The sequence below is a fragment of the Acetobacter sp. P1H12_c genome (assembly GCF_018811975.1).
Taxonomy (GTDB): Bacteria; Pseudomonadota; Alphaproteobacteria; order Acetobacterales; family Acetobacteraceae; genus Acetobacter; species Acetobacter persici.
The window spans coordinates 407,747-428,685 of record NZ_JACRVR010000001.1; the positions used below are offsets into that span (position 1 = coordinate 407,747).

A 20,939-nucleotide genomic window follows, 5' to 3' on the forward strand; every position below is an offset into this window, starting at 1 on the left:
CAGGGTTCGGGCAGAGCCTTTGGCCGGTCCGGTCTAGCTGACCAGCCGCAGGCTGCCGCGTTTGCGGGGGACAGGGTCGCCTTCCTGCGCCGGGAAATCAAGCGGCAGAAGCGGGTCCGGGTCCATCTGACTGTCCTGATGCGGGCCATCGGGCAGCTTTTTGTTCAGATAGGCGTCTGATAAAGCGCGGAACGTATAGTCCAGCATGGAGGTGGCGTAAGAGGCCACAGGGTCTCCTTCCACCGTGCCGGAGGGGCCGAAGCAGGAATATGCAAAGCTGCTGACATACGCATCCAGCGGCGCGCCATATTGCAGGCCAATGCTCACGGCTTCCCCAAAGCTTTCCATCAGGCCCCGGACCATGGAGCTTTCCCGTGTGGGGTTTAACGCCAGTTCCCCCAGCGTGCCGTCTTCATACTCGCCGGTGCGCAGAAACAGCCGGTGCCCGCCAATGCTGGTTTTTTGCGTAAAGCCGCCGTGGCGCTGCGGCAGGGCGCGGCGCATCCCGCGTTCCAGCTTGCGCACCAGCGTTTGCGCCGCCGGGTCCGGCCGGGCGGGCATGCGGTCAATAAAGCCGGTCAGGGCGCGATACATGGCCATATGGGCGTTCGGACCGGGCAGGGGCAGAACCGTCTCGCCCGCCAGAGCGGCGGCAAGAGCCGTTTCCGTTGTAAAATCCCGCGCATCCAGACGGTTGCGTGTGCTGGGGGCCAGCCGCCCATCCGGGCGGAGCAGGGAGAACACCGGGGCCAGACCGCAGGCTTCCACGCCCAGCAACCCGTCTACCGCGCTGCATGTGGAAAAGCCGGTTTCCACTGTTGCGAGCGGCGTTTCCGTTGCAACCGCCGCTTCCCGCCAGACGGCGCGGAGCGTCTCGCTCAGACCGGGCAGCACGGTGCGCACGGGCGGCAGCGGCAGGGACTCGGGGCCAGTGCCGGAATGGGCCGTCAGGGTGGCCAGCGTGGCAATGGCGCAGGCGGCGGCACGGCCATCTTCACTATCATAATCCAGACCGACCCCGGCCAGACACGCATCCAGATTGGTCAGCATGATATCGCCCGCGATAACCGGAGGGGTGGGCTGATCCTCGCTGTCTTTGGCGGTCTGGCTTTTTGCCGCCGGTTTTGCCGGGGCTTCCGCCACAGGGGCGGGGGCAAACAGGTCGGGCAGCGGCAGTTCCCCGTTCCGCTGGTCTGCCGTGGTCCGCGCGGCGTTGCGCAGAACAGAAGACAGCAGGCGGATGGCCGCGACAAAGGTTTCGGCCGCAAAGCCCTCACCGGGGGAGATAAAGGCGGCCAGATTGACCAGAAAGCCCGGCGGGCGATCAAACTCGCAGGACCAGACGGCTTCCGTCGGGGCGGCCTGCCGCAGCAGCAGCAGCCACACCAGAGAACGAGCCGTGGACTCATCCTGCGTCAGCGCATCCACCCAGCGGGAGGCTGTGCTGGCAAGATCAATGGGCCCCGTGCCGGGTACAAGCTGGGCCAGAGCGGAGGCGGCCTCGGCATCCCACTCAGCGGGCAGCGTTACGGAGCGCAGGGGGGCATCCGGGTCTGCTGCGGCGTGCAGCGTGCTCATAAGCACGCCGTTCCAATGGCGTCTGGCTTTTGTCATGCAGGCAGTCTACGCCCGCCCCAAATGCCGGTGGAACCCGTGCGGACCGTCATTTGCGGTATACAATGCCCGGTATAACGAGGATATGGGGGATAACTTTTCCACAGCGCGATTTTGCCCGTGCCGCACGGTTTCTGATCGAGTGGAGTTGATCACACAGACTGCAAAAATCATGGACCGCCGGGGCAGTGGAGTCCTATCCTCTGGCTCATGGCAAACTTCGGAACATGGCTGCATACGCGCCGCAAAGGTCGCCTTATTGGCAAGGATTGTGACGGCCGGTGCTATTACGAATCCACAGGACCGGCCCGGCGTGGCGGCGGGGTGGACCGGCCCGAACGCTGGGTGATTTACCTGAAGGGGGAAGACCCTTCCGCCGTGCCCGCGGAGTGGTGGGGCTGGCTGCATCATACAATGGATGCGCCCATCCCGCAGGAAGAGCGCAAGCCCTGGCAGCTGCCGCATCAGCCGAACCTGACCGGGACCGCACAGGCGTACCGCCCCGTGGGCAGCCCCTATAAAACCGGCCAGCATCCCCCCGCGACGGGAGATTATGAGTCCTGGTCTCCTGAGGCGTGATCTGAAACACATTCCCTGCTAAGGTATGTCTCCAGACAGGGAGTAAACAGGACGCATGGCTTCAGTAACGGCAGTAAAACCCCGGCGCACGTCACTTGAACTGCTGACGGGTGTTCTTGTTCTCGGCCTGCTCGGGCTGATGCTTGTTGCCGCTGTGGTGGGGGAAGGCCGCAAGACCGACACCACCGGCTACCGGCTGCATGCCGGTTTTTCCCATATTGATGGTCTGGGCGTTGGCTCGGATGTGCGGCTTGCCGGGGTGACCGTCGGGCAGGTGGTGTCGGAACACGTCAATCCGGCAACCTACAAGGCGGAAGTGACCTTTACGGTGCGGCCGGATATCAAACTGCCGACGGACAGTGCGGCCATCATCACCAGTGACAGCCTTCTGGGCGGAAAATATATCGCCCTGTCTCCCGGTGGGGATGACCATACAATGGCGCCTGATGCGACCATCAGTGAGACGCAGGGTTCCATCAGTCTGGAACAGTTGCTCAGCAAATTCATTTTCTCAGTTACCGATACGCTGACCCGCGCCAACAAAGACGCGGCAGGCGCAAAAGCGCCCGCCACAGGGGACGCCGGTAAAGCTGATCTTCCGTGAGCCGTTCTGTTCTGATGCTGACTGCCTGAAGAGGACGACTCCCGTATGGAAAGCCCGAAACTATGGTTGCAGGAGGACGGGCAGCCCGTCTCCTGTCAGGAAAAACTGCGTGTGCTGGATGAAAACTGGCTGGAAGTGCAGGAGATCCTGCGCGATGCCTTTGAGGACGCTGTGCTGATGGGCGTGAGTGAGCAGGGAATGCGCGCCCGTCTGACGGATCTTGTCGCCTCCCTCACATCTCCGCATCAGGGAAAGAAAGCATGAGCATGAAGCATTTTTCCCGTCTGGCTGCACTGAGCAGCCTGCTGGCTGTGACTGTGACTGTGACGGGGCCGGGCGGTCTGGGCATGGTACCGGCGGCGCTGGCTGTGGGCACGCCCCTTGCTCCCCCCGCGGTTTACGGGTCTGGCGTGTGGCAGGGGAAGGGCACGGCGGTTGTGCGGGTGCTGGACCGGCTGGATGCGCATGTGGAAGTGATTTCGGTCCCGGCGGGAACCACGGCGCACTATAAGAGTTTGGATATCACCGCAGGCCGGTGTCTGGAGCGGCCTAAAACGCTGTCTCCCGATGCCGCAGGCTGGCTGGAGCTGCATGATACGCACCCCGATGGTGCGACATTCAAGGGCTGGATGCTGGCTGCGGAGCCGGGGCTGGGTGTGTTTGAGAGCGCTGTCTATGATGTACGGATGGTGCGGTGTGAAGGGGCGGATGTCGCCCCGATGGCACCCCCTCTGCCCACGCCAGCCGTGCCTGTGCTGGCACCGTCCGGGGAGGATAAGTCCGCCCCTGCGCAGGGTGCCCCCGGTTCCGATGCGTCGCCTGCGGGGGATACGCCCCCGGCCTCTCCTGAATCAGGTGGAGAATACTGAGGGCGGGCAGGCCTGATCGTTTATGACTGTGTGGTCTGTCTTGCCTTTTGGGGGTGTTGTCTGGCCGTTCCGGCTCAGGCATCGTTCAGAGACATAACGCAGGGCCAGCTCGCTTCCGGCCGGACGGTCCTGCGGCAAAACGAGAGAGGTTTACGTGATCAGTTCTTCTTCCAGTCAGGACTTTCGCTTTCAGGTTCCCTCTCTGGATCAGGCAGCGTTCCTTTTAGATTTTGACGGCACTCTGGTCGATATTGCTCCGACGCCAGACTCTGTTGTGGTGCCGGAGGGGCTGCCGGAAACCCTGCGCCGCCTGCGTGCGGCCTGTGGAGATGCACTGGCCATTGTGTCTGGCCGCTCGATTGATCAGATTGACCATTTTCTGGGCGATATCCCGTTTGCCGTGGCGGGTGAACATGGCATTGCCGTGCGGCATCGCCCCGGTGGCCCGGTTGAGCGTGCCGCCCTGCCGCAGGTTCCGCAGTCATGGTTTGCCGAGGCACGGGAGCTTGTTGCGGGCTGGCCGGGTGCGCGGCTTGAGCACAAGCCCGGCGGCTTTGTGCTGCATTACCGTGCCGTGCCGGAAGCCGGAGCCGCGTTGCGTCAGGCAGCCGAAAGCTGGGTCAAGGGTACCAATGGCACCTTTGAAGTTCAGACGGCAAAAATGGCGTGGGAAATCCGGGCTGCCGGGGTGGATAAAGGGTATGCCGTCAGCATGCTGATGAAGTCCGCGCCGTTTACAGGCCGCAAACCCGTTTTTGTCGGCGATGATGTCACGGATGAAGATGGCATGGCCGCAGCAAAGCGCCTTGGGGGTGTCGGCCTGCGTATTCCGACGGATTTTCCAAACCCTACAGCGTTTCGGGCCTGGCTGGCCTCTCTGGTTGAAGGGAAGGGCTGAGCAATGGGGCGTCTCGTTGTTGTCTCCAACCGGGTGCCCGCACCGCGGGACCGGTTGCAGCCTGCCGGTGGGCTGGCCGTGGCCCTCCGTGCGGCGCTGAAGGAGGGGAGCTGCCTGTGGTTTGGCTGGTCAGGCCAGCAGGTGCCTGAAGAAGATGGGCATGACCCGGAGGTGAGTGTTGATAAGGTTGAGAATGTCACCTACGCGACAATCGACCTGACACACGCGGAATATGACGGATTTTACCAGAAATATTCCAACGGCATCCTGTGGCCGCTCTGCCATTACCGCGCTGGCCTGATGGATTATGAGCGCAAGGACCAGACAGTCTATCAGAACGTCAACGCGCTCTTTGCCCGTAAATTGCTGCCCCTGTTGCAGCCGGGCGATATGATCTGGATCCATGATTATCACCTGTTCCCGCTGGGGCAGGCGTTGCGGGATCTGGGTGTTACCGCGCCGATCGGGTTCTTCCTGCACATCCCGTTCCCGCCATGGAGCCTGATGCGCGCTTTGCCGGATGCGGATACCCTGCTGCGGACCATGCAGGCGTATGATGTGATCGGTGTGCAGACCGAGGACGATGCCCGGAACATGAATGACGGGTTTGCCATTGTCGGCGTGGAGGCAAAGGCTGAGGTCTTCCCCATCGGGATTGACCCGGACAGTTTTGCAAAGCAGGCGGAAGAAGGGCTGAGCAATCCGGATGTTCAGCGCCTGAAGGAGAGCCTGCGCGGAAAGCCCTTTATTATCGGGGTGGACCGGCTGGACTATTCCAAAGGCCTGCCGGAGCGGTTCCGGGGGTATGAGGTCTTTCTGGAACGCTACCCGGAGCATCGGGGCAAGGTGGTGTACCTTCAGGTAACGCCGGTCTCCCGTGGCAATGTGCCGGAATATCGCGCCTTGCGGCGGGAACTGGATGAAGCCGCCGGCCGCATTAACGGCACTTATGGGGATTTTGACTGGACGCCCATCCGGTATCTGACGCACCCTGTGCCGCGTGCGCTGCTGGCCAGTTTTTACCGCCTTGCGGACGCAGCCCTTGTGACGCCCCTGCGGGATGGCATGAATCTGGTGGCCAAGGAATATGTGGCGGCGCAGAACAAGGCTAATCCCGGTGTGCTGATCCTCTCCCATTTTGCAGGGGCGGCACCTGATATGGAGGCGGCCCTGATGGTCAACCCGCACGATGCGGATGAGATTGCGGACGCCCTGCATAAAGCCCTGACCATGCCGGATGGGGAGCGGCGCGCCCGCTGGGATCATCTGGAGCCGGATGTCTGGCGGGTGACGGCTGTTACGTGGGCGCGTGACTTTATTCAGGCTCTGGGAAAGGCGCGTACCGCGTGAGATCAGCATTACCTGCCAGAAAAATGGGGCTCTTCCTTGCGCTGGCCGGGGCCGTGGCGCTGGGTGTGGCGTGGTGGGTGGAGCATGTGCTCCACATCATGCCGTGTGAATTATGTCTGGTTGAGCGCTGGCCCTGGCGTGTTCTGATTCTCATTGGGCTGGTGGATATTCTGCTGCCCGGCGCTGCGGGTGGCCCGGTGCTGTGGCTGTGTGTGCCAACCCTGCTGGCCTCCGTGGGGCTGGCGTTCTGCCATGCCGGTGTGGAGTGGGGCTGGTGGCAAAGCCCGCTCCCCGGATGCCATGCGCCCCATATTACGGGCACAACCATGGCGGAACGTCTGGCATCCATGCCGCTTCTGCCGTCTAAACCGTGTGACGCGCCAACCTATCTGCTGCCCGGTCTACCGTTATCCATGTCTGTCATGGGCGGGCTGTATGCGGCGGCTGTGCTGGGGGTCTTTGGCGTCTGGCGCTACCGTGTGAGCCACACCGCCCGCAGAATTTTTTACTAAATTCCGCCTCTGCGCGGAACCGGCGCGCGCTGAGGTTTGGGCACAGGCATTTTCAGTCTGTGCGCCTCACGGTTTTCTGTTCCCGGTTCTGATCCTGTGATAGCATTTAGGCAAGCAACGCGGGGCCTGCTGGCAGGCTCCGCCAAAATATAGAGCCACAGCCTAACAGGAAGCCCCGGGAATTTTTTATGACGACATATGATAACAAAAAGAAGCTCGACTGGAGCGTATTTGACTGTGTCTGGTATAAAGAAAAATATTCAGAGCTTCTGACATTCCTGAACATTCAAACAGATGCGGATGTTCAGGATTTTTATCAGAAAGAAGGGGTGGGGCTTAAACACTCACCCAACCCTTATTTTGATGAAGACTGGTATCTGAGCAAATATCCCGGCGTGGCGGAACAGATTATCCGGGGGGAGTTCCGCTCAGGGTTTGAGCATTATTGCCAGAAGGGCTTTGCCTCCCACAATCCGCACTGGCTGTTTGATGAAAGCTATTATCTGAAGCGGCGTCAGGACGTGTCTGACGTCAGCCTTGCGGAAGAGGGCTTCCGGAACGGGTATGACCATTATCTGAATATCGGGGATTTCCAGTATAGCAGCGGGTCATGGTTTTTCGACCCCAATGCCTATCTGAAAGGCGGCCAGCCCACCACCACCGAACTGGGGCCTTATTCCCAGTGTGTGCGGGCCACAACGCCTGTCACGGGGTATGGCCACAGACTTTCCTGGTATTTTGACCCGGAATGGTATCTGGAAACCTATCCGCAGGTGCGGAAGGAACTGGACGCCGAGGAATGGACGTCTGCCCTGCACCATTATCTGGCCAATAAAACGCCAACACTCTTCAACCCGGACCCGTATTTTTCAGAAGAGTTTTACGGCAGCATCAATAACGATGTGTCGGGCGCTGTTGAAAACGGAAATTTCCGCAACTTCTTTGAGCATTTCCTGAAATATGGGGTGCATGAACTGCGTAAACCGCTCTCCACCGTTGATCTGGAAGGGTATTACCGCAACCCGGCGGTGCAGCAGGAAGTCAGTCGCGGGGATTATCCGGACGCGTTCGCACACTACATCGCGCATGGTGGTAAGGTTGAGGATAATGCGGCCTTCCAGCAGGAAAGCGAGCATATTTCCAAAAAGCTCTATCATGAGATGTGCCGGATCCGGATGCCGCTGCTGCTCGATCAGACGCTGGATTTTACGTATGAATATCCTGATCTGACCGTCATTATTATCGCGCACAACCATTTTGCCATGACGCTGAGCGCGCTTGCGTCTCTGCGGGCCAATTATAATGGGCCTATGCAGGTTATTGTGGTGGATTCCGGCTCTACTGACGGAATGCGCACGATTGAACAGCATGTGCGCGGTCTGGAAGTGATCCGCTTTCCGGGGAATATCGGTTTTCTGCTGGGCTGCAACGCAGCGCTTGAAAAAGTGCGCGGCCCTTTCACGCTCTATCTGAATAATGATCTGGAGCTGATGCCGGGCGCTGTGGGTAATGCGCTGGCGCGCCTGCGCAATGAGCCGCAGACGGGGGCTGTGGGGGCCAAGCTGGTCCGCACCAACGGGATGTTGCAGGAAGCTGGCAGCATTGTCTGGCGTGACGGGTCTGTCTGCGGCTATCTGCGTGACAGGCGGCCGGATGTGCCGGAAGCCAATTTTGTGCGCTCGGTTGATTTCTGCTCCGGTGCGTTCCTGCTGGTCAGAACCACTCTCCTCAAAGAACTGGGTGGTTTTGATACCGATTATGCTCCGGCCTATTTTGAGGAAACAGATCTGTGCCTCCGTATTCATGAGGCCGGGTCGGACGTGGTGTATGACCCCTCGATTGTAGTTATTCACTATGAATATGGCACGTCCGGCTTTATCAGCGGTGCCTCCATGATTGCGCGCAATCAGGAAACTTTCCGCAGGAAGCACGGTGCCTATCTGCGGCAGAAAAATCTGTTCCATGAGCGTCTGCTGGTACGGGCACGCTCTTCCGCCACGCGGCAGAAGCGGATTCTGTTTATTGAAGACCGGCTGCCGTACCGGTTCCTCGGGTCAGGCTTTACGCGGTCTAATGACGTCATCCGGAGCATGATTGATCTGGGGTATCATGTCACGGTGTATCCGGTTTACCGGCCCACAGAACCGATGGAAGAAATTTGCAGTGCCTTCCCGGACCGCGCGGAGGTGATCTGGGACCGGGAACTGCCGGAACTGGAAGACTTCATTAAATCCCGTGCCGGATATTATGATCTTGTGTGGATTGCCCGCACCCATAATGCGGACCGTCTGGCACCGGTGCTGATGCAGTGTGCGGATGCCATTTCATCCCATGCCGTGATTATTGATACCGAGGCTGTGGCGGCACCGCGTGAGCATCAGAAGCACCTTCTGCGCGGCACAGGTGCGCCGGAGCAGACCGTTGATGAAATGCTGAAGCACGAATTCCGTCATTTGTTCATGGCTGAGAAAATTGTTGCTGTGAACAGAAAGGATGCTGAGATTCTGAAGAAGAACGGCTTCCCGAATGTCGGGGTTCTGGGCCATATGCAAAAGCCGTTGCCCTATAGTCCGGGATGGGACGCGCGGCGTGATATTCTCTTCCTCGGCGCGATGCATGATGCAGATTCCCCCAATGTGGATTCCCTTGCATGGTTTAGCAGCGAGGTCCTGCCGCGGCTGGAAGGGCGTCTGCCGGAGGATGTGAAATTTACTGTGTGTGGCTATATCAGCCCCAGAGTTGATCTCTCTCTGCTGGCAAAAAATCCGCGCGTGAACCTGCTGGGGCGCGTTTCCGCCGTTGGCCCGGTGTATGACAGCCACCGGATTTTTGTGGCCCCGACGCGATTTGCAGCCGGTATTCCCTACAAAATTCACGAGGCCGCAGCGCATGGTCTGCCCATTGTGGCCTCCTCCATCCTGTGTGAGCAGGTGGGCTGGACGCCGGGTGAGGACATGCTGAGTGTCAGCACGACGGACCCGCAGGCCTTCGCGGATGCTGTTGTCCGACTGTATGAAGATAAGGTGCTGTGGGAGAGCATCCGTGAGCATGAGCTTGCCCGGGTGCGAGAGGAACATTCCCGCGAGATATATCTTGAACAGTTAAAGGGTATTCTCAGCTTTTCATAAAACTGGTTTGTGATTCTCAAAGACTGAACCGGAGGTTTTGTGAGAGACAGGCCATTCTGTGGCCTCTTACAAAACCTGCCGGATTTTACAGGCCTTGCGTGCTGGCCTGACCGGAAAATCAATTCTTTTTTTAACAGAATGTGTAATCGTGCGTTTATTCGGCCTGACGGGGCGGAATAATTTTCTGCGTCAGTTCAAACAGGCGGGCGCAGGCTTTGGGGCCAAGAGCCTGCACGTCTTCATAAGAAAACCACCGGGCCTCAAGGGCATCATCTGCGGCGTGGGGCGCTGTGGGGTGTCGGGCCGTTTCCTCACACAGGACAGCAATAATCACGTAATGGAAGGCCAGTGTGCCCTCTGGTGTGCGGTGGATGCTGTCAAAAACATCAACGGTTTGCAGGGCGCGTGCGTTCAGGCCGGTTTCTTCCCGTAATTCACGCTCCGCGGCCTGAAACAGGGTTTCTCCGGCTTCCACCCGCCCGCCGGGAAAGCCCCACAGGCCGGCGTCAGGCGCATTGGCCCGGCGCACCAGCACAACATTACGGCCATGCCGCACAAGCGCCAGAACACCTACGCGCGGCATGAGAGGGGGAGATGCAGAAATCATGCTCAGAAAATGCAAAAATTTTCTGGTCATGGTCAAGCATTGTGCGGGGCGTTGCGCCGGGTTTATGGTGCGCATCCCGTCAGGAACATGCCCGCCTTTCGCATGTGTAATGCAACAGGTGGGGCGTGCTGCGTTTAAAACAGATGTCTTCTGTCAGGCAGGGTCCGGCGCGTGGTCCGTCTGATGGACAGTTTTTTATGACGTTACGAGGAGTGTCTGATCATGACAGCAGAAACCCTTTCCATTCCGGGTCTTGCCAAGCCTGCATCCCGCATTGCGCTTGGAACATGGGCTATTGGTGGGTCCATGTGGGGTGGCCCGGATGATGTGAATGCTGCAAAAACCATTGATAAGGCACTGGAACTGGGCATCAACGTCATTGATACGGCTCCGGTTTACGGGTTCGGCCATTCAGAAGAGGTGATTGGCCGCGCGCTGGAAGGCAAGCGGGACAAAGTCATTCTGGCGACCAAGGTGGCGCTGAACTGGCAGGACGGCAAAGTGTTCCGTGATAGCCGCCCGGCGCGGATCGCGCAGGAGATTGAAGACTCTCTGCGCCGCCTGCGGACGGACCATATTGACCTGTATCAGGTGCACTGGCCTGACCCCAAAACACCGCTGGAAGAAACGGCCCGTGCGCTGGAAAAACTGGTGAAGGACGGCAAGGTGCGCGCGCTGGGTGTCAGTAATTTCTCGCCGGAGCAAATGGATGAATTCCGGAAGTTTGCGCCTCTCGCCACAATCCAGCCGCCCTACAATCTGTTTGAGCGTGAGATTGAAAAAGACGTTCTGCCTTACGCCATTAAAAACAATCTGGTTGTGCTGGCCTATGGGCCGCTGTGCCGTGGCCTGCTGTCCGGCCGCATGACGGCGGACCGCAAGTTTGAAGGCGATGATCTGCGCAAAAGCGACCCCAAATTCCAGCAGCCGCGCTTTGGCCAGTATCTGAAAGCGGTGGATGATCTGAAGGCCATTGCGGACAAGCATGGCAAGAGCATGCTGGCTCTTGCCATCCGCTGGGTGCTGGACCGTGGACCGACCATTGCGCTCTGGGGTGCCAGAAAGCCCGAGCAGATTACCGGGGTGGATGAAGCTTTTGGCTGGACGCTGGATGAGGCGGATATGAAGGCTATTGACGCCATTCTGACACGTGACATTTCTGATCCTGTGGGGCCGGAGTTTATGGCCCCGTCCGCCAGAAGCTGACCTTTTTTTGAAGGTTCGGGCGGTATCCGGCAGCGGAGCGCTGGCGCGGATACCGCCGGGAACGGTCTGACGCACTCAGGCTTGCAGCAAACCGGTTCGCACACCATGTTGAGGCCTATGGCATCCCGCACCGCTCCCGATTCCGCGTCTCGTTCTTCCTCTGCTCCGGCGGCTGCCCGTGGTAAAAAACGGGGCACGCTGAGTGAGCGTGCCGCCAGCCTCCCGGCTGTCACGTTTGAGCCTGACCGTCAGGCGGCGCGGCCCAAACTGCGGCGCATGGAAGTGGTCTCGGAATATGAACCGGCAGGGGACCAGCCACAGGCGATTGCCGATCTCCTTAAAGGGATTGAGGCGAATGAGCGTGATCAGGTTCTGCTGGGGGTTACCGGGTCTGGTAAAACCTTCACCATGGCGAAGGTGATTGAGGCCACCCAGAAACCAACCCTTATTCTGGCCCCCAACAAAACACTGGCCGCACAGCTTTACGGGGAAATGAAACAGTTTTTCCCGAATAACGCGGTTGAGTATTTTGTCAGCTACTATGATTACTATCAGCCGGAAGCCTATGTGCCCCGGTCCGATACCTATATTGAAAAAGACAGCCAGATTAACGAACAGATTGACCGGATGCGTCACGCCGCCACGCAGGCGCTGCTGGAGCGGAACGATGTGATTATCGTGGCGTCTGTCTCCTGCATTTACGGTATCGGCTCGGTCGAAACGTATTCCCGCATGGTCGTCAAGCTGGAACTGGGTGGGGAGATTGACCGGGACCGTCTGGTGCGGGGGCTGGTCGAACTGCAATACCGCCGGAATGACGCAGCCTTTACCCGTGGCACCTTCCGGGTGCGCGGGGAGACGGTTGATATTTTCCCGGTGCAGAATGAAGACCGGGCCTGGCGTGTTTCCCTGTTTGGGGATGAGATTGACGGGATTATCGAGTTTGATCCGCTGACGGGTGAAAAGACGGCTGATCTTCAGGAAATTACCATTTACGCCAACAGCCATTACGTTACGCCACGCCCGACTTTGCAGCAGGCGATTGTGGGGATCAAACAGGAGCTCCGTCAGCAGCTCGATCAATTTACGAAGGACGGCAAGCTGCTTGAGGCCGAGCGGCTGGACCAGCGCACGACATTTGATCTGGAAATGATTGAAACGACAGGCGTGTGCAAAGGGATTGAAAATTATTCCCGCTATCTGTCAGGCCGCAAACCGGGTGATCCGCCACCGACCCTGTTTGAATATCTGCCTGAAGATGCCTTGCTGATTGTGGATGAAAGCCATGTTACGGTGCCGCAGATTGGCGGCATGGAGCGTGGCGATAACGCGCGGAAATCTATTCTGGCCGAGTTTGGGTTCCGTCTGCCCTCCTGCCTTGATAACCGCCCGCTGAATTTTGCGGAGTGGGACAAGTTCCGTCCGCAAAGTCTCTTTGTCAGCGCCACACCCGGCCCGTGGGAAATGGAGCGGACAGGTGGCGTGTTTGCCGAGCAGGTTATTCGCCCGACCGGCCTGATTGATCCGGTGACGGATATCCGCCCCGTGGAGCATCAGGTGGATGATCTTCTGGCGGAATGTCGGGCGACGGTTGCTAAGGGTGGCCGTGTGCTGGTGACAACCCTCACCAAGCGCATGGCGGAAGATCTGACCGATTATCTGCACGAAGCTGGCATCAAAGTGCGGTATCTCCATTCCGATGTGGATACGCTGGAGCGGATTGAGATTATCCGGGACCTGCGGATTGGCGCGTTTGACGTGCTGATAGGCATCAACCTGCTGCGTGAGGGGCTGGATATTCCGGAATGTTCGCTGGTTGCCATTCTGGATGCGGATAAGGAAGGTTTCCTACGTTCCCGTACCTCTCTGATCCAGACCATTGGCCGTGCTGCCCGTAACGTGGAAGGGCGGGTGCTGCTTTATGCTGATAAAATGACGGACTCTTTGCAATACGCGGTGGAGGAAACAGCCCGGCGGCGTGAAAAGCAGATGGCGTGGAACGAGGCGCACGGCATTACGCCGCAAAGTGTGCGCAAGAATATTGGTGCCATTGTCTCCTCCGTGTTTGAGCAGGATTACGTGACTGTCGCACCGGATGAAGATGCGGGTGTTGCTGAATTTGTCGGGCAGGATCTGGATACCGCTATTGCCGGGCTGGAAAAGCGGATGCGTGAAGCCGCGGCCGATCTGGAATTTGAAACAGCAGGCCGCCTGCGGGATGAAATCAAGCGGCTGGAAGCCTTGCAACTGGGGCTGGATGCGCCCCCGGCTCCGTCTTCAACCGCCGGGCAGAAATCCGGAGCGCGGCGCAAGGCAAAAAAGGATCAGGTGCCACGCCCGCTGGGGCCGGGCGGTGGCGGATATGAGCCCAAACCTAAACGCGGGCGCAGCCGGAGTTAAGGGGCCAGAGTTAAGGAGAAGGGGGGTGGTTCTGCTGCCCCTACTCTGCTGCGCGGAAGGCCGCCTCACTCTGTATCAGTGGTGGAGGAGCGGGTCTGTGCCGTTGCGGGCAGGCTTGGCAGAGGGTCGTTCAGATCAGACGTCTGGAAATCTGTTTCTGAAAGCCAGCTTTTCACGAGTGTATAGGTGACGGACAGGATCATCGGTCCGACAAAAATCCCCACAAGCCCGAACGCCGCCAGCCCGCCAATAACGCCCACCATAATCAGCACCAGCGGCACATTGGCCTGTTTGCGGATAAGGAAGGGGCGCAGAAGGTTATCAATTACAATCGCAAGAATGGTAAACACCAGCAGCACAATGGCCGGGCCAGCGCCGCGCAAGAAAAACATCCAGATCACCGCCGGAATGAGCGTCACGCCGGGACCAGCCTGAAGCAGGCAGACAATAAAGGTCACGGCTGTCAGAATACTGGCCCAGGGCACTCCGGTTAAGGCCATGCCGATCCCGCCGACCGCGCTTTCCGCAATCGCCGTTACGGTCACACCCACAGCCACGCCCCGGATGGTCCGCCCGGCCAGTAGCACCATCTCCCGGCCGCGTTCCCCCGCCAGAGCAGACCCAAAGTTCATGACCAGACTGGCGGCGGCTTCCCCACGTGTGTGGAGGGCGGCCAGAATAATCAGGGTCAGCAGAAATTGCAGCGCGAGCATGCCAAAGCTGCCCGCATAATCCAGCACCCAGCCGATCACCTTGCCCGTATCAGGCAAAATACGGTTGGCGAGTTGCGGCAGACGTACATTTTCAATCTGCTGCCACCAGTCGGCTGTTTTGGGGCCGATCAGCGGCAGATGCTGGATCCATTGCGGTTCTGAGGGGATGCGGAATGCCAGAGCAGAATCCGCAAGGGTTTTCAGTTCTGCCGTGTGCGTCAGGACGGTGGTGGTCGCCAGCCAGAAGGGCAGGACATAGACCATCAGCGCTACCAGACAGGTCACGGTGACCGCCAGCCCGCGGCTGCCCCACAGAAATTTCTGAATATGCAGGAGCAGGGGCCATGTGGTGATCCCGATTGTCACGGCCCAGATGGTGGCTGGCAGAAAGGGGCGCACAACCCAGAGCGAGCAGAGGATCATCCCCACCGCCGTCATGGCAGCCAGAACGACTCGTGTCTGGTGTGCGGGTATGTCACTGGGGGGGAGGGTCTTGTTCGTCATTTCGTCCGTTTTCATCCTCAGGGAGGAAGGCTCTTTGCGCTGCTCCGCCGCCACAGTGGGGATAGAAAGACGACCCGGCAAGGCACAGAGGTATCTGAGGTTCTCTGCTATGCCAATCATGGACATGACGGGGGCGTCATTTTTTCCTACAAGAGCACCCGATCCTGCCAGCGGGCAGAAAAAGCGCATCGTTCCGGCTGGAAACAGGGTGCGGGAAATTGAGGATTTGAATGTCAGATCAGGCCAGTGATAACGCCGCCAGACCCGAGAGCCAGAAGGGCGGCCCGGCCAGTGGCCAGACCAGACGGCGCGGTACGGGCTTCTGGGCGCTGTGGGGTGGCGTGGGGGCTGTCGCACTTGTTGCAGCCTCTGGCGGTGCGGGCTGGGTTTTTCTCCGCAAGGCGGATCTGGGGCGTTTTGTTGCCCGCCGCGCAACGGCGGCTCTGGGGCGGACGGTGGAAATCGGCAGCCTGCATGTCACGCCCGGACGCTGGCTGAAGGTTGAGATTGCCAATGCCCGTCTGGCCAATATTCCTGGCGGCACGGGGCCGGATATGGTGCGGGTGGGGCATCTTGCCGCGGAAGTGAATGTGTCCTCCCTGCTGCATGGTCCGATGCTGGTGCGGCATGTCGCTATTTCAGATGTTTATGTGATGGTGGAACGTACCCCGCAGCGCGTGCCAAACTGGCGGTTCGGCAAGCAGGCGGAAGCCGGAGCAAAGCCCGCGCCACATCCGGCTCAGAGTGGCCCGGACGACCGGAGTGATTACCCCACGGCGCTTGATGTTGCTGTGCAGAAGGGGGAGGTCATTTACCGCACGGCGCATGGTTCAGAGTTCCGCACCACGCTGAAAACCGTCACACTTCAGACAGAGGGTGCGGACAAACCCGTCCATCTAACGGTTGACGGGGCGTATAATGACACCCCGGTGACCATGACAGCCACCATGCAGCCGTTCTCCATCCTGCGGCAGACAAAAACGCCCTATGGGATAGATATGGAGGCGAAGTCTGGTGACATGACCATCACGTTCAGGGGGACGGCAACGGACCCGATCAACGCCGATGGTATCAGGGGGGCTGTTACCTTTAACAGCCCGACCTCCCGCCCGATGATGCAGATTGCCGGGCTGCCCGCGCAGCAGGATATTGCCGTGCAGATGTCCGGCCAGTTTGAGCATGAGGGAGATCTGTGGAGCGTCACGCAGGGTCAGGGGATGGTGAAGGACAACCCCATGACCATCACCCTGATGCGCCTTGTGGAAGGCAGCCACGGCAAGCCGGATCATATCACCGCGGATATTGCCTTCAGTCAGCTGAACCTGAATGAATTTCTCAGCCATCAGAAAGCCGCCAGCCCGACGCAGACGGATATGCCGCTCACGGTTGATCCCGCGCCGGACCCGCTGGTTGATGCGCATCTGTCCGTTAAAAAACTGTCCTACAATGTTCTGACGTTCTCAAACATGACGCTGGCGGCGTCTGTCGCCCCCGGCGCGGTTGCGGTGGATACGCTGAGCCTTGATTATCTCGGCGCCAATCTGAAGGCCTCCGGTAAAATTGAGGCGGCCGACAAAGGGGCGTCGCATGTCGGGGCGTCCGTGAATGTCTCTGGCGCGGATATTGAAAAACTGCGTCAGGTTCTGGGCTTTGGCCCTGTGCCGCTGCAAGGGCGTGTAGACATGCAGATGCGGGCGGATGCGACCCAGAAGACGCTGAACGCGGCTGTGCATGCGGCAGATGTGGCGGCCGCTGTTTCCATGACCAGCGGCAGTCTGGACCGTAAGGTGATCGGCCTTGTCTCGGCTGATTTGCGGATGCTGTTTAACAAGCCCAAAGGTATGACGCCGGTGGCCTGTATGCTCGGCGTGGTGAGTTCCCGTGCTGGTGTAGGGCAGGCTCTGCCTCTGCGCATCCGGACAGGGGATGGCACCGTGGCGGCCAATGCCCGTTTTGACCTGAACAGGAAGTGGTTTGATCTGACTTTTGGCAGTCAGGCCTCCACAACCGGGCGTTTTGCGCTGGATATTCCGGTGCGTGTCAGCGGCAGCTTCAGCAGCCCGAAGGTGCGTCCGGCAAGCTGGTCGGCGGAAGGGCGGGCCATGATGGCCCAGACCGAGCGGCTGAACACGCTGCCTGCGGGCGTGAAGCAGTTTGCCCTGAAAAATGCCTGTTACCGGGCTATCGGGCCGTAAGAAAGGGGGGCAGGGCTTGTTCCTGCCGCACTTCCCTTCTACCGTTCGTCTTGCAAAGGGTTCATATCTGGACGGAACGCAAGACCATGTCAGACACCTCGATACAGCCGGATTATGCGGCTCTGGCCACAGCACCTGTCTGTGCTGACCCGTTTCCGCATGTGGTTGTCCCGCATTTTATCCGGCAGGATGATCTGCCCCGGCTGTTTGCCAGCCTGCCCGATATCCGGTCTGGCGGGTCTTTCCCGCCTTCGTCCCTTACCCTTTCCCCGCTGATGCAGTCTGTGGTGGCGGCCATGGAAGGGCCGGAGCTGCGGCGCATTATTGCGGAAAAATTCCATCTTGATCTGGACCACGCGCCTACAATGCTGACCATCCGTGGCCGCACGCGGGAGAAGGATGGCCGGATTCATACAGATTCCCTCGCCAAGCGCGTGACGGTTCTGCTGTATCTGAACCCTGCGGAAAAAGAGAGCTGGCAGAAGCAGGAAGGCTGTGTCCGTCTGCTGCGTGGCCCGCATGATATTGAAGATTACGCCAAGGAAGTGCCGCCCGTAGAAGGCACACTGCTGATTTTCCCCAACGGCCCCACCACATGGCATGGGCATCGGCAGTTTGTGGGCCAGCGTTACACCATTCAGCTGAATTATATGACGGAAGATGCCCGTGCCCGGTCTGAACTGCGGCGGCATCAGTTGTCGGCTATGGCGAAAAAATTCTCACTGCCGGGTGTCAGTGTCTGAAGCCTGATTTCTGTAAATAAATTATACGGACAAAGGATTTAAGAATGGCTTTTCCCTTTTCTATATCAGGTACTGTAAAACAGTCTGGCAGACCGGCGCGGTTACGGGCGTCGGGCGTATCGCCTCTTATTCTGGGGGCGGCCATTCTGGCAGGCACAGCGCTATCCTCAGTTATGTCCATACCGGCGGCTCTGGCACAACAGGCCCCGTCTGCGCTGGTGCCTGCGGCTCTTAGCAGTGCACAGGTGGTGCGCGCGACCCTGCCTAACGGCCTGCGGGTGGTCATTGTGCCCAACCGTCTGGCACCCGTCGTGACAACGGAAATCAATTATCTCGTTGGTTCGGCAGAGGCGCCGGAGGGCTTTCCCGGTACGGCCCATGCGCTGGAACATATGATGTTCCGCGGTAGCACCGGGCTGGATAAGGACCAGCTGGCTGCTGTGGGCACCCGTCTGGGCGGCAGCTACAATGCGGACACGACTGAAGACGTTACGCAGTATTTCTATACCGCACAGGCGCAGGACCTTCCTGTTCTTCTGAAAATTGAAGCTCTGCGCATGAAAGGTCTGACTCTGTCTGAAGCAGACTGGAGTAAGGAACGCGGGGCGATTGAGCAGGAAGTCTCACGGGATCTGTCCAGCCCGGCCTATCTGTATCTGCAACAGTTGCAGTCCATCCTGTTTGCAGGGACGCCTTACGCGCATGACGCGCTGGGCACGCGTCCGTCCTTCGAGAAGACAGATGCAGCCCATCTGCGCGCTTTTTACGAAAAATGGTATGCGCCCAACAATGCGGTTCTGGTCATTGTGGGGGATGTAAACCCCGTGACGGCGCTGGATCAGGTGCGGGACGCCTTCGGGGCTGTGCCGCGTAAAACCCTGCCGGAGCGGCCAAAAGTGGCTCCGGTGCCGCCTCCGGCTAAAACGCTCAGCTTCCCGACGGATTATCCGGTTGGCTTTGCAACGCTCGCCTACCCCATGCCGGGACGCACGGCAGACACGTTTGCTGTTGCGGATATTCTGTCTGATGTGCTGGGGAGCCAGCGCGGGGCGTTGTATGATCTGGTGCCGCAGGGCAAGGCGCTGTTTGCCGGTTTTGAATACGCGCCCAAGAAAGAAGCAGGGTTTGGTCTGGCGCTTGCCGCGTTTCCCAAAGGAGGAGATTCCGCAAAAGCCCTGAATGATCTGCGCGGTGTTCTGGAGAAAATCCGTAAAGACGGCGTTCCAGGGGAGCTGGTGGAAGCAGCGAAAAAGCGGGAAATTGCCCAGCTTCAGTTTTCCGCAAACTCTGTGAGTGGTCTGGCGGCCCAGTGGTCCACCGCACTGGCGTTCCACAATCTTGACGCTCCGGGCGATATCGTTGCCGCCTATCAGGCTGTTACGCCGGAGGCGGTTAATCGTCTGGCGGCAAAACTACTGGATCCCGCTCACGCTGTGACCGCAGTGCTGACGCCGGAAGCATCTGGCAAGCCTGTGGCCGGAAAAGGGTTTGGTGGTGCGGAATCTTTTGCCTCTACGCCTGACAAGCCGGTTAAACTGCCGGACTGGGCAGAAAACGCCTTGTCCCATCTGGAAGAACCTAAACCCACGCCGCAGCCGGTCGTCAGCACCTTGCCCAATGGGCTGAAGCTGATTGTCTGGCCGTCTCACGTCAGCCACACCATTCAGCTTTCCGGTGAGATCCGCCAGAACGCGGCCATGCAGGAACCCGAGGGCAAAGAAGGGGTGGAGGACCTGACGGAGGGCCTGTTCTCCTACGGTACGGCAACACATGATCGTCTGGGCTTCCAGAAAGCACTGGATGATATTCCGGCATGGGAAAGTGCCGGGGGCAGCTTCTCACTTCAGGTTTTGACGCCTGATTTTGAAAAAGGCATTGCTCTGCTTGCAGAAAATGAACTACATCCGGCTTTTCCGGAAAAGGCATTTCAGATTGTGCGGATGCAGGCCGCACAGGGGCAGGCCGGTTTGCTGGTGTCTCCCGGCTTCCTGTTCGGGCAGGCGATTAAAACGGCCCTTTTGCCAGCAAAAGATCCGGAACTGCGCCACGCCACACCGCAATCTCTCATGAGCATTTCGCGGGATGATGTGCTGAAATACTATCAGGCAGCCTGGCGGCCTGACCTCACGACAATTGTTGTGACGGGCGACATCACGCCGGAAAAAGCGCGCTCTGTGGTAGAGCAGGCTTTTGGCGGTTGGAAAGCAGAGGGGCCAAAACCGGTGGTGGATTTGCCGGCTGTGCCGCTCAGCAAAGCGTCGCGTGCCAATGTGCCTGATAAAAGCAGCGTGCAGGATAGCGTGGTGCTGGCGGAAACGCTGGGCCTGACGGCGTCTCACCCGGACCATTTCCTGTTGCAGCTTGGCAATGAGGTGCTGGGGGGTGGTCTCTTCTCTTCCCGTCTGTATCGGGATCTGCGGGTCAAAACTGGTTATGTCTATTCCGTGGGCAGCAGCTTTGACTGGGGGCGTACTCGGGGCTCTTATAATATTGAATACGGATCAGATCCGGACAAAGTTGGTAAAGCCCGTGTCGCTGCGTTGCAGGATTTGAAATCCATGCAGACGGCTCCCCCGACGGAGGATGAATTGTCTCTGGCAAAAGCTTCTCTTCTGCGGAGTTTGCCACTGCGTCGCGCCAGCCTGAGCAGCATTGCCGCGCAGTATCTGGGGTTGGAGGAGCTTGGACTGCCACTGGATAATACCGATCGCGCCGCGCAGGTTTATTACAAAGCAACGGGCGCTGAAGTGCAGGCCGCATTCCAGAAATGGATCCGTCCGGATGATCTGGCTCAGATTGTCAAAGGACCAGCACCGACCTGGTAAAAATAACCCTCCGTTTTCTTCTGAAATATCATCAAGAAAACGGGGGTTTTTAAAGCTTGCTTTTCGGCGCAATAAACCTGCGGCCTGTTTTAGGCAGGCTAAAAGATTTTTGAAGTATAAAATAATGCCAGCCACACTCAGGAAGATGGCTGGCGTTGTCTTCTCTATGTCTTAGATCAGCAGACAGAAAGT

General features: G+C 59.0%; 16 protein-coding genes. 13 read left to right on the forward strand and 3 right to left on the reverse strand.

What is annotated here, in order from left to right:
- Positions 1-33: 33 nt before the first annotated feature.
- Positions 34-1,614 (reverse strand): vitamin B12-dependent ribonucleotide reductase, encoded by a 1,581-nt coding sequence (locus KP699_RS01945; protein ID WP_215761439.1) that lies wholly within the window; start codon positions 1,612-1,614, stop codon positions 34-36.
- Positions 1,615-1,824: 210 nt separating this feature from the next.
- Between KP699_RS01945 and KP699_RS01950 the strand changes: the two genes are divergently transcribed.
- The 8 genes from KP699_RS01950 (at position 1,825) to KP699_RS01985 (ending at position 9,554) form a co-directional block, all read left to right on the forward strand.
- The gene (locus KP699_RS01950; RefSeq protein ID WP_215761440.1) at positions 1,825-2,193 is read left to right on the forward strand and encodes an NADH-ubiquinone oxidoreductase subunit NDUFA12 family protein; all 369 of its coding nucleotides are present in this window, start codon (positions 1,825-1,827) and stop codon (positions 2,191-2,193) included.
- Between the two features lie 55 nt (positions 2,194-2,248).
- Positions 2,249-2,797: an outer membrane lipid asymmetry maintenance protein MlaD gene (mlaD, locus tag KP699_RS01955; protein WP_025827354.1), complete on the forward strand. Its 549-nt coding sequence runs from the start codon at positions 2,249-2,251 to the stop codon at positions 2,795-2,797.
- 45 nt (positions 2,798-2,842) lie between these two features.
- Complete coding sequence (locus tag KP699_RS01960; protein WP_215761441.1) at positions 2,843-3,061, forward strand: hypothetical protein; 219 nt, start codon at positions 2,843-2,845, stop codon at positions 3,059-3,061.
- 2 nt (positions 3,062-3,063) lie between these two features.
- Positions 3,064-3,666 carry a DUF2155 domain-containing protein gene (locus tag KP699_RS01965; protein ID WP_252346720.1) on the forward strand — a complete coding sequence of 201 codons (603 nt, stop codon included), beginning with the start codon at positions 3,064-3,066 and terminating at the stop codon, positions 3,664-3,666.
- A 154-nt stretch (positions 3,667-3,820) separates the two neighbouring features.
- Positions 3,821-4,564: a trehalose-phosphatase gene (gene otsB, locus KP699_RS01970; protein ID WP_025827359.1), complete on the forward strand. Its 744-nt coding sequence runs from the start codon at positions 3,821-3,823 to the stop codon at positions 4,562-4,564.
- Between the two features lie 3 nt (positions 4,565-4,567).
- The gene (locus tag KP699_RS01975; RefSeq protein ID WP_086655978.1) at positions 4,568-5,914 is read left to right on the forward strand and encodes a trehalose-6-phosphate synthase; all 1,347 of its coding nucleotides are present in this window, start codon (positions 4,568-4,570) and stop codon (positions 5,912-5,914) included.
- Positions 5,911-6,426: a disulfide bond formation protein B gene (locus KP699_RS01980; RefSeq protein WP_212358621.1), complete on the forward strand. Its 516-nt coding sequence runs from the start codon at positions 5,911-5,913 to the stop codon at positions 6,424-6,426. Before KP699_RS01975 ends, KP699_RS01980 begins: the two co-directional genes overlap by 4 nt.
- Before the next feature lie 188 nt (positions 6,427-6,614).
- Positions 6,615-9,554, forward strand: coding sequence for a glycosyltransferase (locus tag KP699_RS01985; RefSeq protein WP_215761442.1), 2,940 nt, complete (start codon positions 6,615-6,617; stop codon positions 9,552-9,554).
- Between the two features lie 154 nt (positions 9,555-9,708).
- On the opposite strand, the gene KP699_RS01990 is transcribed toward KP699_RS01985, so the two are convergent.
- A complete protein-coding gene (locus tag KP699_RS01990) occupies positions 9,709-10,191 on the reverse strand; it encodes an NUDIX hydrolase (RefSeq protein WP_252346721.1) in 483 nt (160 codons plus the stop codon).
- A 192-nt stretch (positions 10,192-10,383) separates the two neighbouring features.
- Here KP699_RS01990 and KP699_RS01995 point away from each other — a divergent pair, with 192 nt between their 5' ends.
- Positions 10,384-11,367, forward strand: a complete 984-nt coding sequence (locus tag KP699_RS01995) for an aldo/keto reductase (RefSeq protein WP_025827365.1) — start codon at positions 10,384-10,386, stop codon at positions 11,365-11,367.
- Between the two features lie 117 nt (positions 11,368-11,484).
- A complete protein-coding gene (gene uvrB / locus KP699_RS02000; RefSeq protein WP_215761443.1) occupies positions 11,485-13,767 on the forward strand; it encodes an excinuclease ABC subunit UvrB in 2,283 nt (760 codons plus the stop codon).
- Between the two features lie 65 nt (positions 13,768-13,832).
- On the opposite strand, the gene KP699_RS02005 is transcribed toward uvrB, so the two are convergent.
- Positions 13,833-14,984 carry an AI-2E family transporter gene (locus tag KP699_RS02005; protein ID WP_215761444.1) on the reverse strand — a complete coding sequence of 384 codons (1,152 nt, stop codon included), beginning with the start codon at positions 14,982-14,984 and terminating at the stop codon, positions 13,833-13,835.
- Positions 14,985-15,214: 230 nt separating this feature from the next.
- Between KP699_RS02005 and KP699_RS02010 the strand changes: the two genes are divergently transcribed.
- From KP699_RS02010 to KP699_RS02020, 3 genes are all read left to right on the forward strand, one after another.
- A complete protein-coding gene (locus KP699_RS02010) occupies positions 15,215-17,179 on the forward strand; it encodes an AsmA-like C-terminal region-containing protein (RefSeq protein ID WP_215761445.1) in 1,965 nt (654 codons plus the stop codon).
- A gap of 86 nt (positions 17,180-17,265) precedes the next feature.
- Positions 17,266-17,922 carry a 2OG-Fe(II) oxygenase gene (locus KP699_RS02015; protein WP_215761446.1) on the forward strand — a complete coding sequence of 219 codons (657 nt, stop codon included), beginning with the start codon at positions 17,266-17,268 and terminating at the stop codon, positions 17,920-17,922.
- Positions 17,923-18,095: 173 nt separating this feature from the next.
- Complete coding sequence (locus tag KP699_RS02020; protein ID WP_215761519.1) at positions 18,096-20,747, forward strand: pitrilysin family protein; 2,652 nt, start codon at positions 18,096-18,098, stop codon at positions 20,745-20,747.
- Positions 20,748-20,939: the final 192 nt, after the last annotated feature.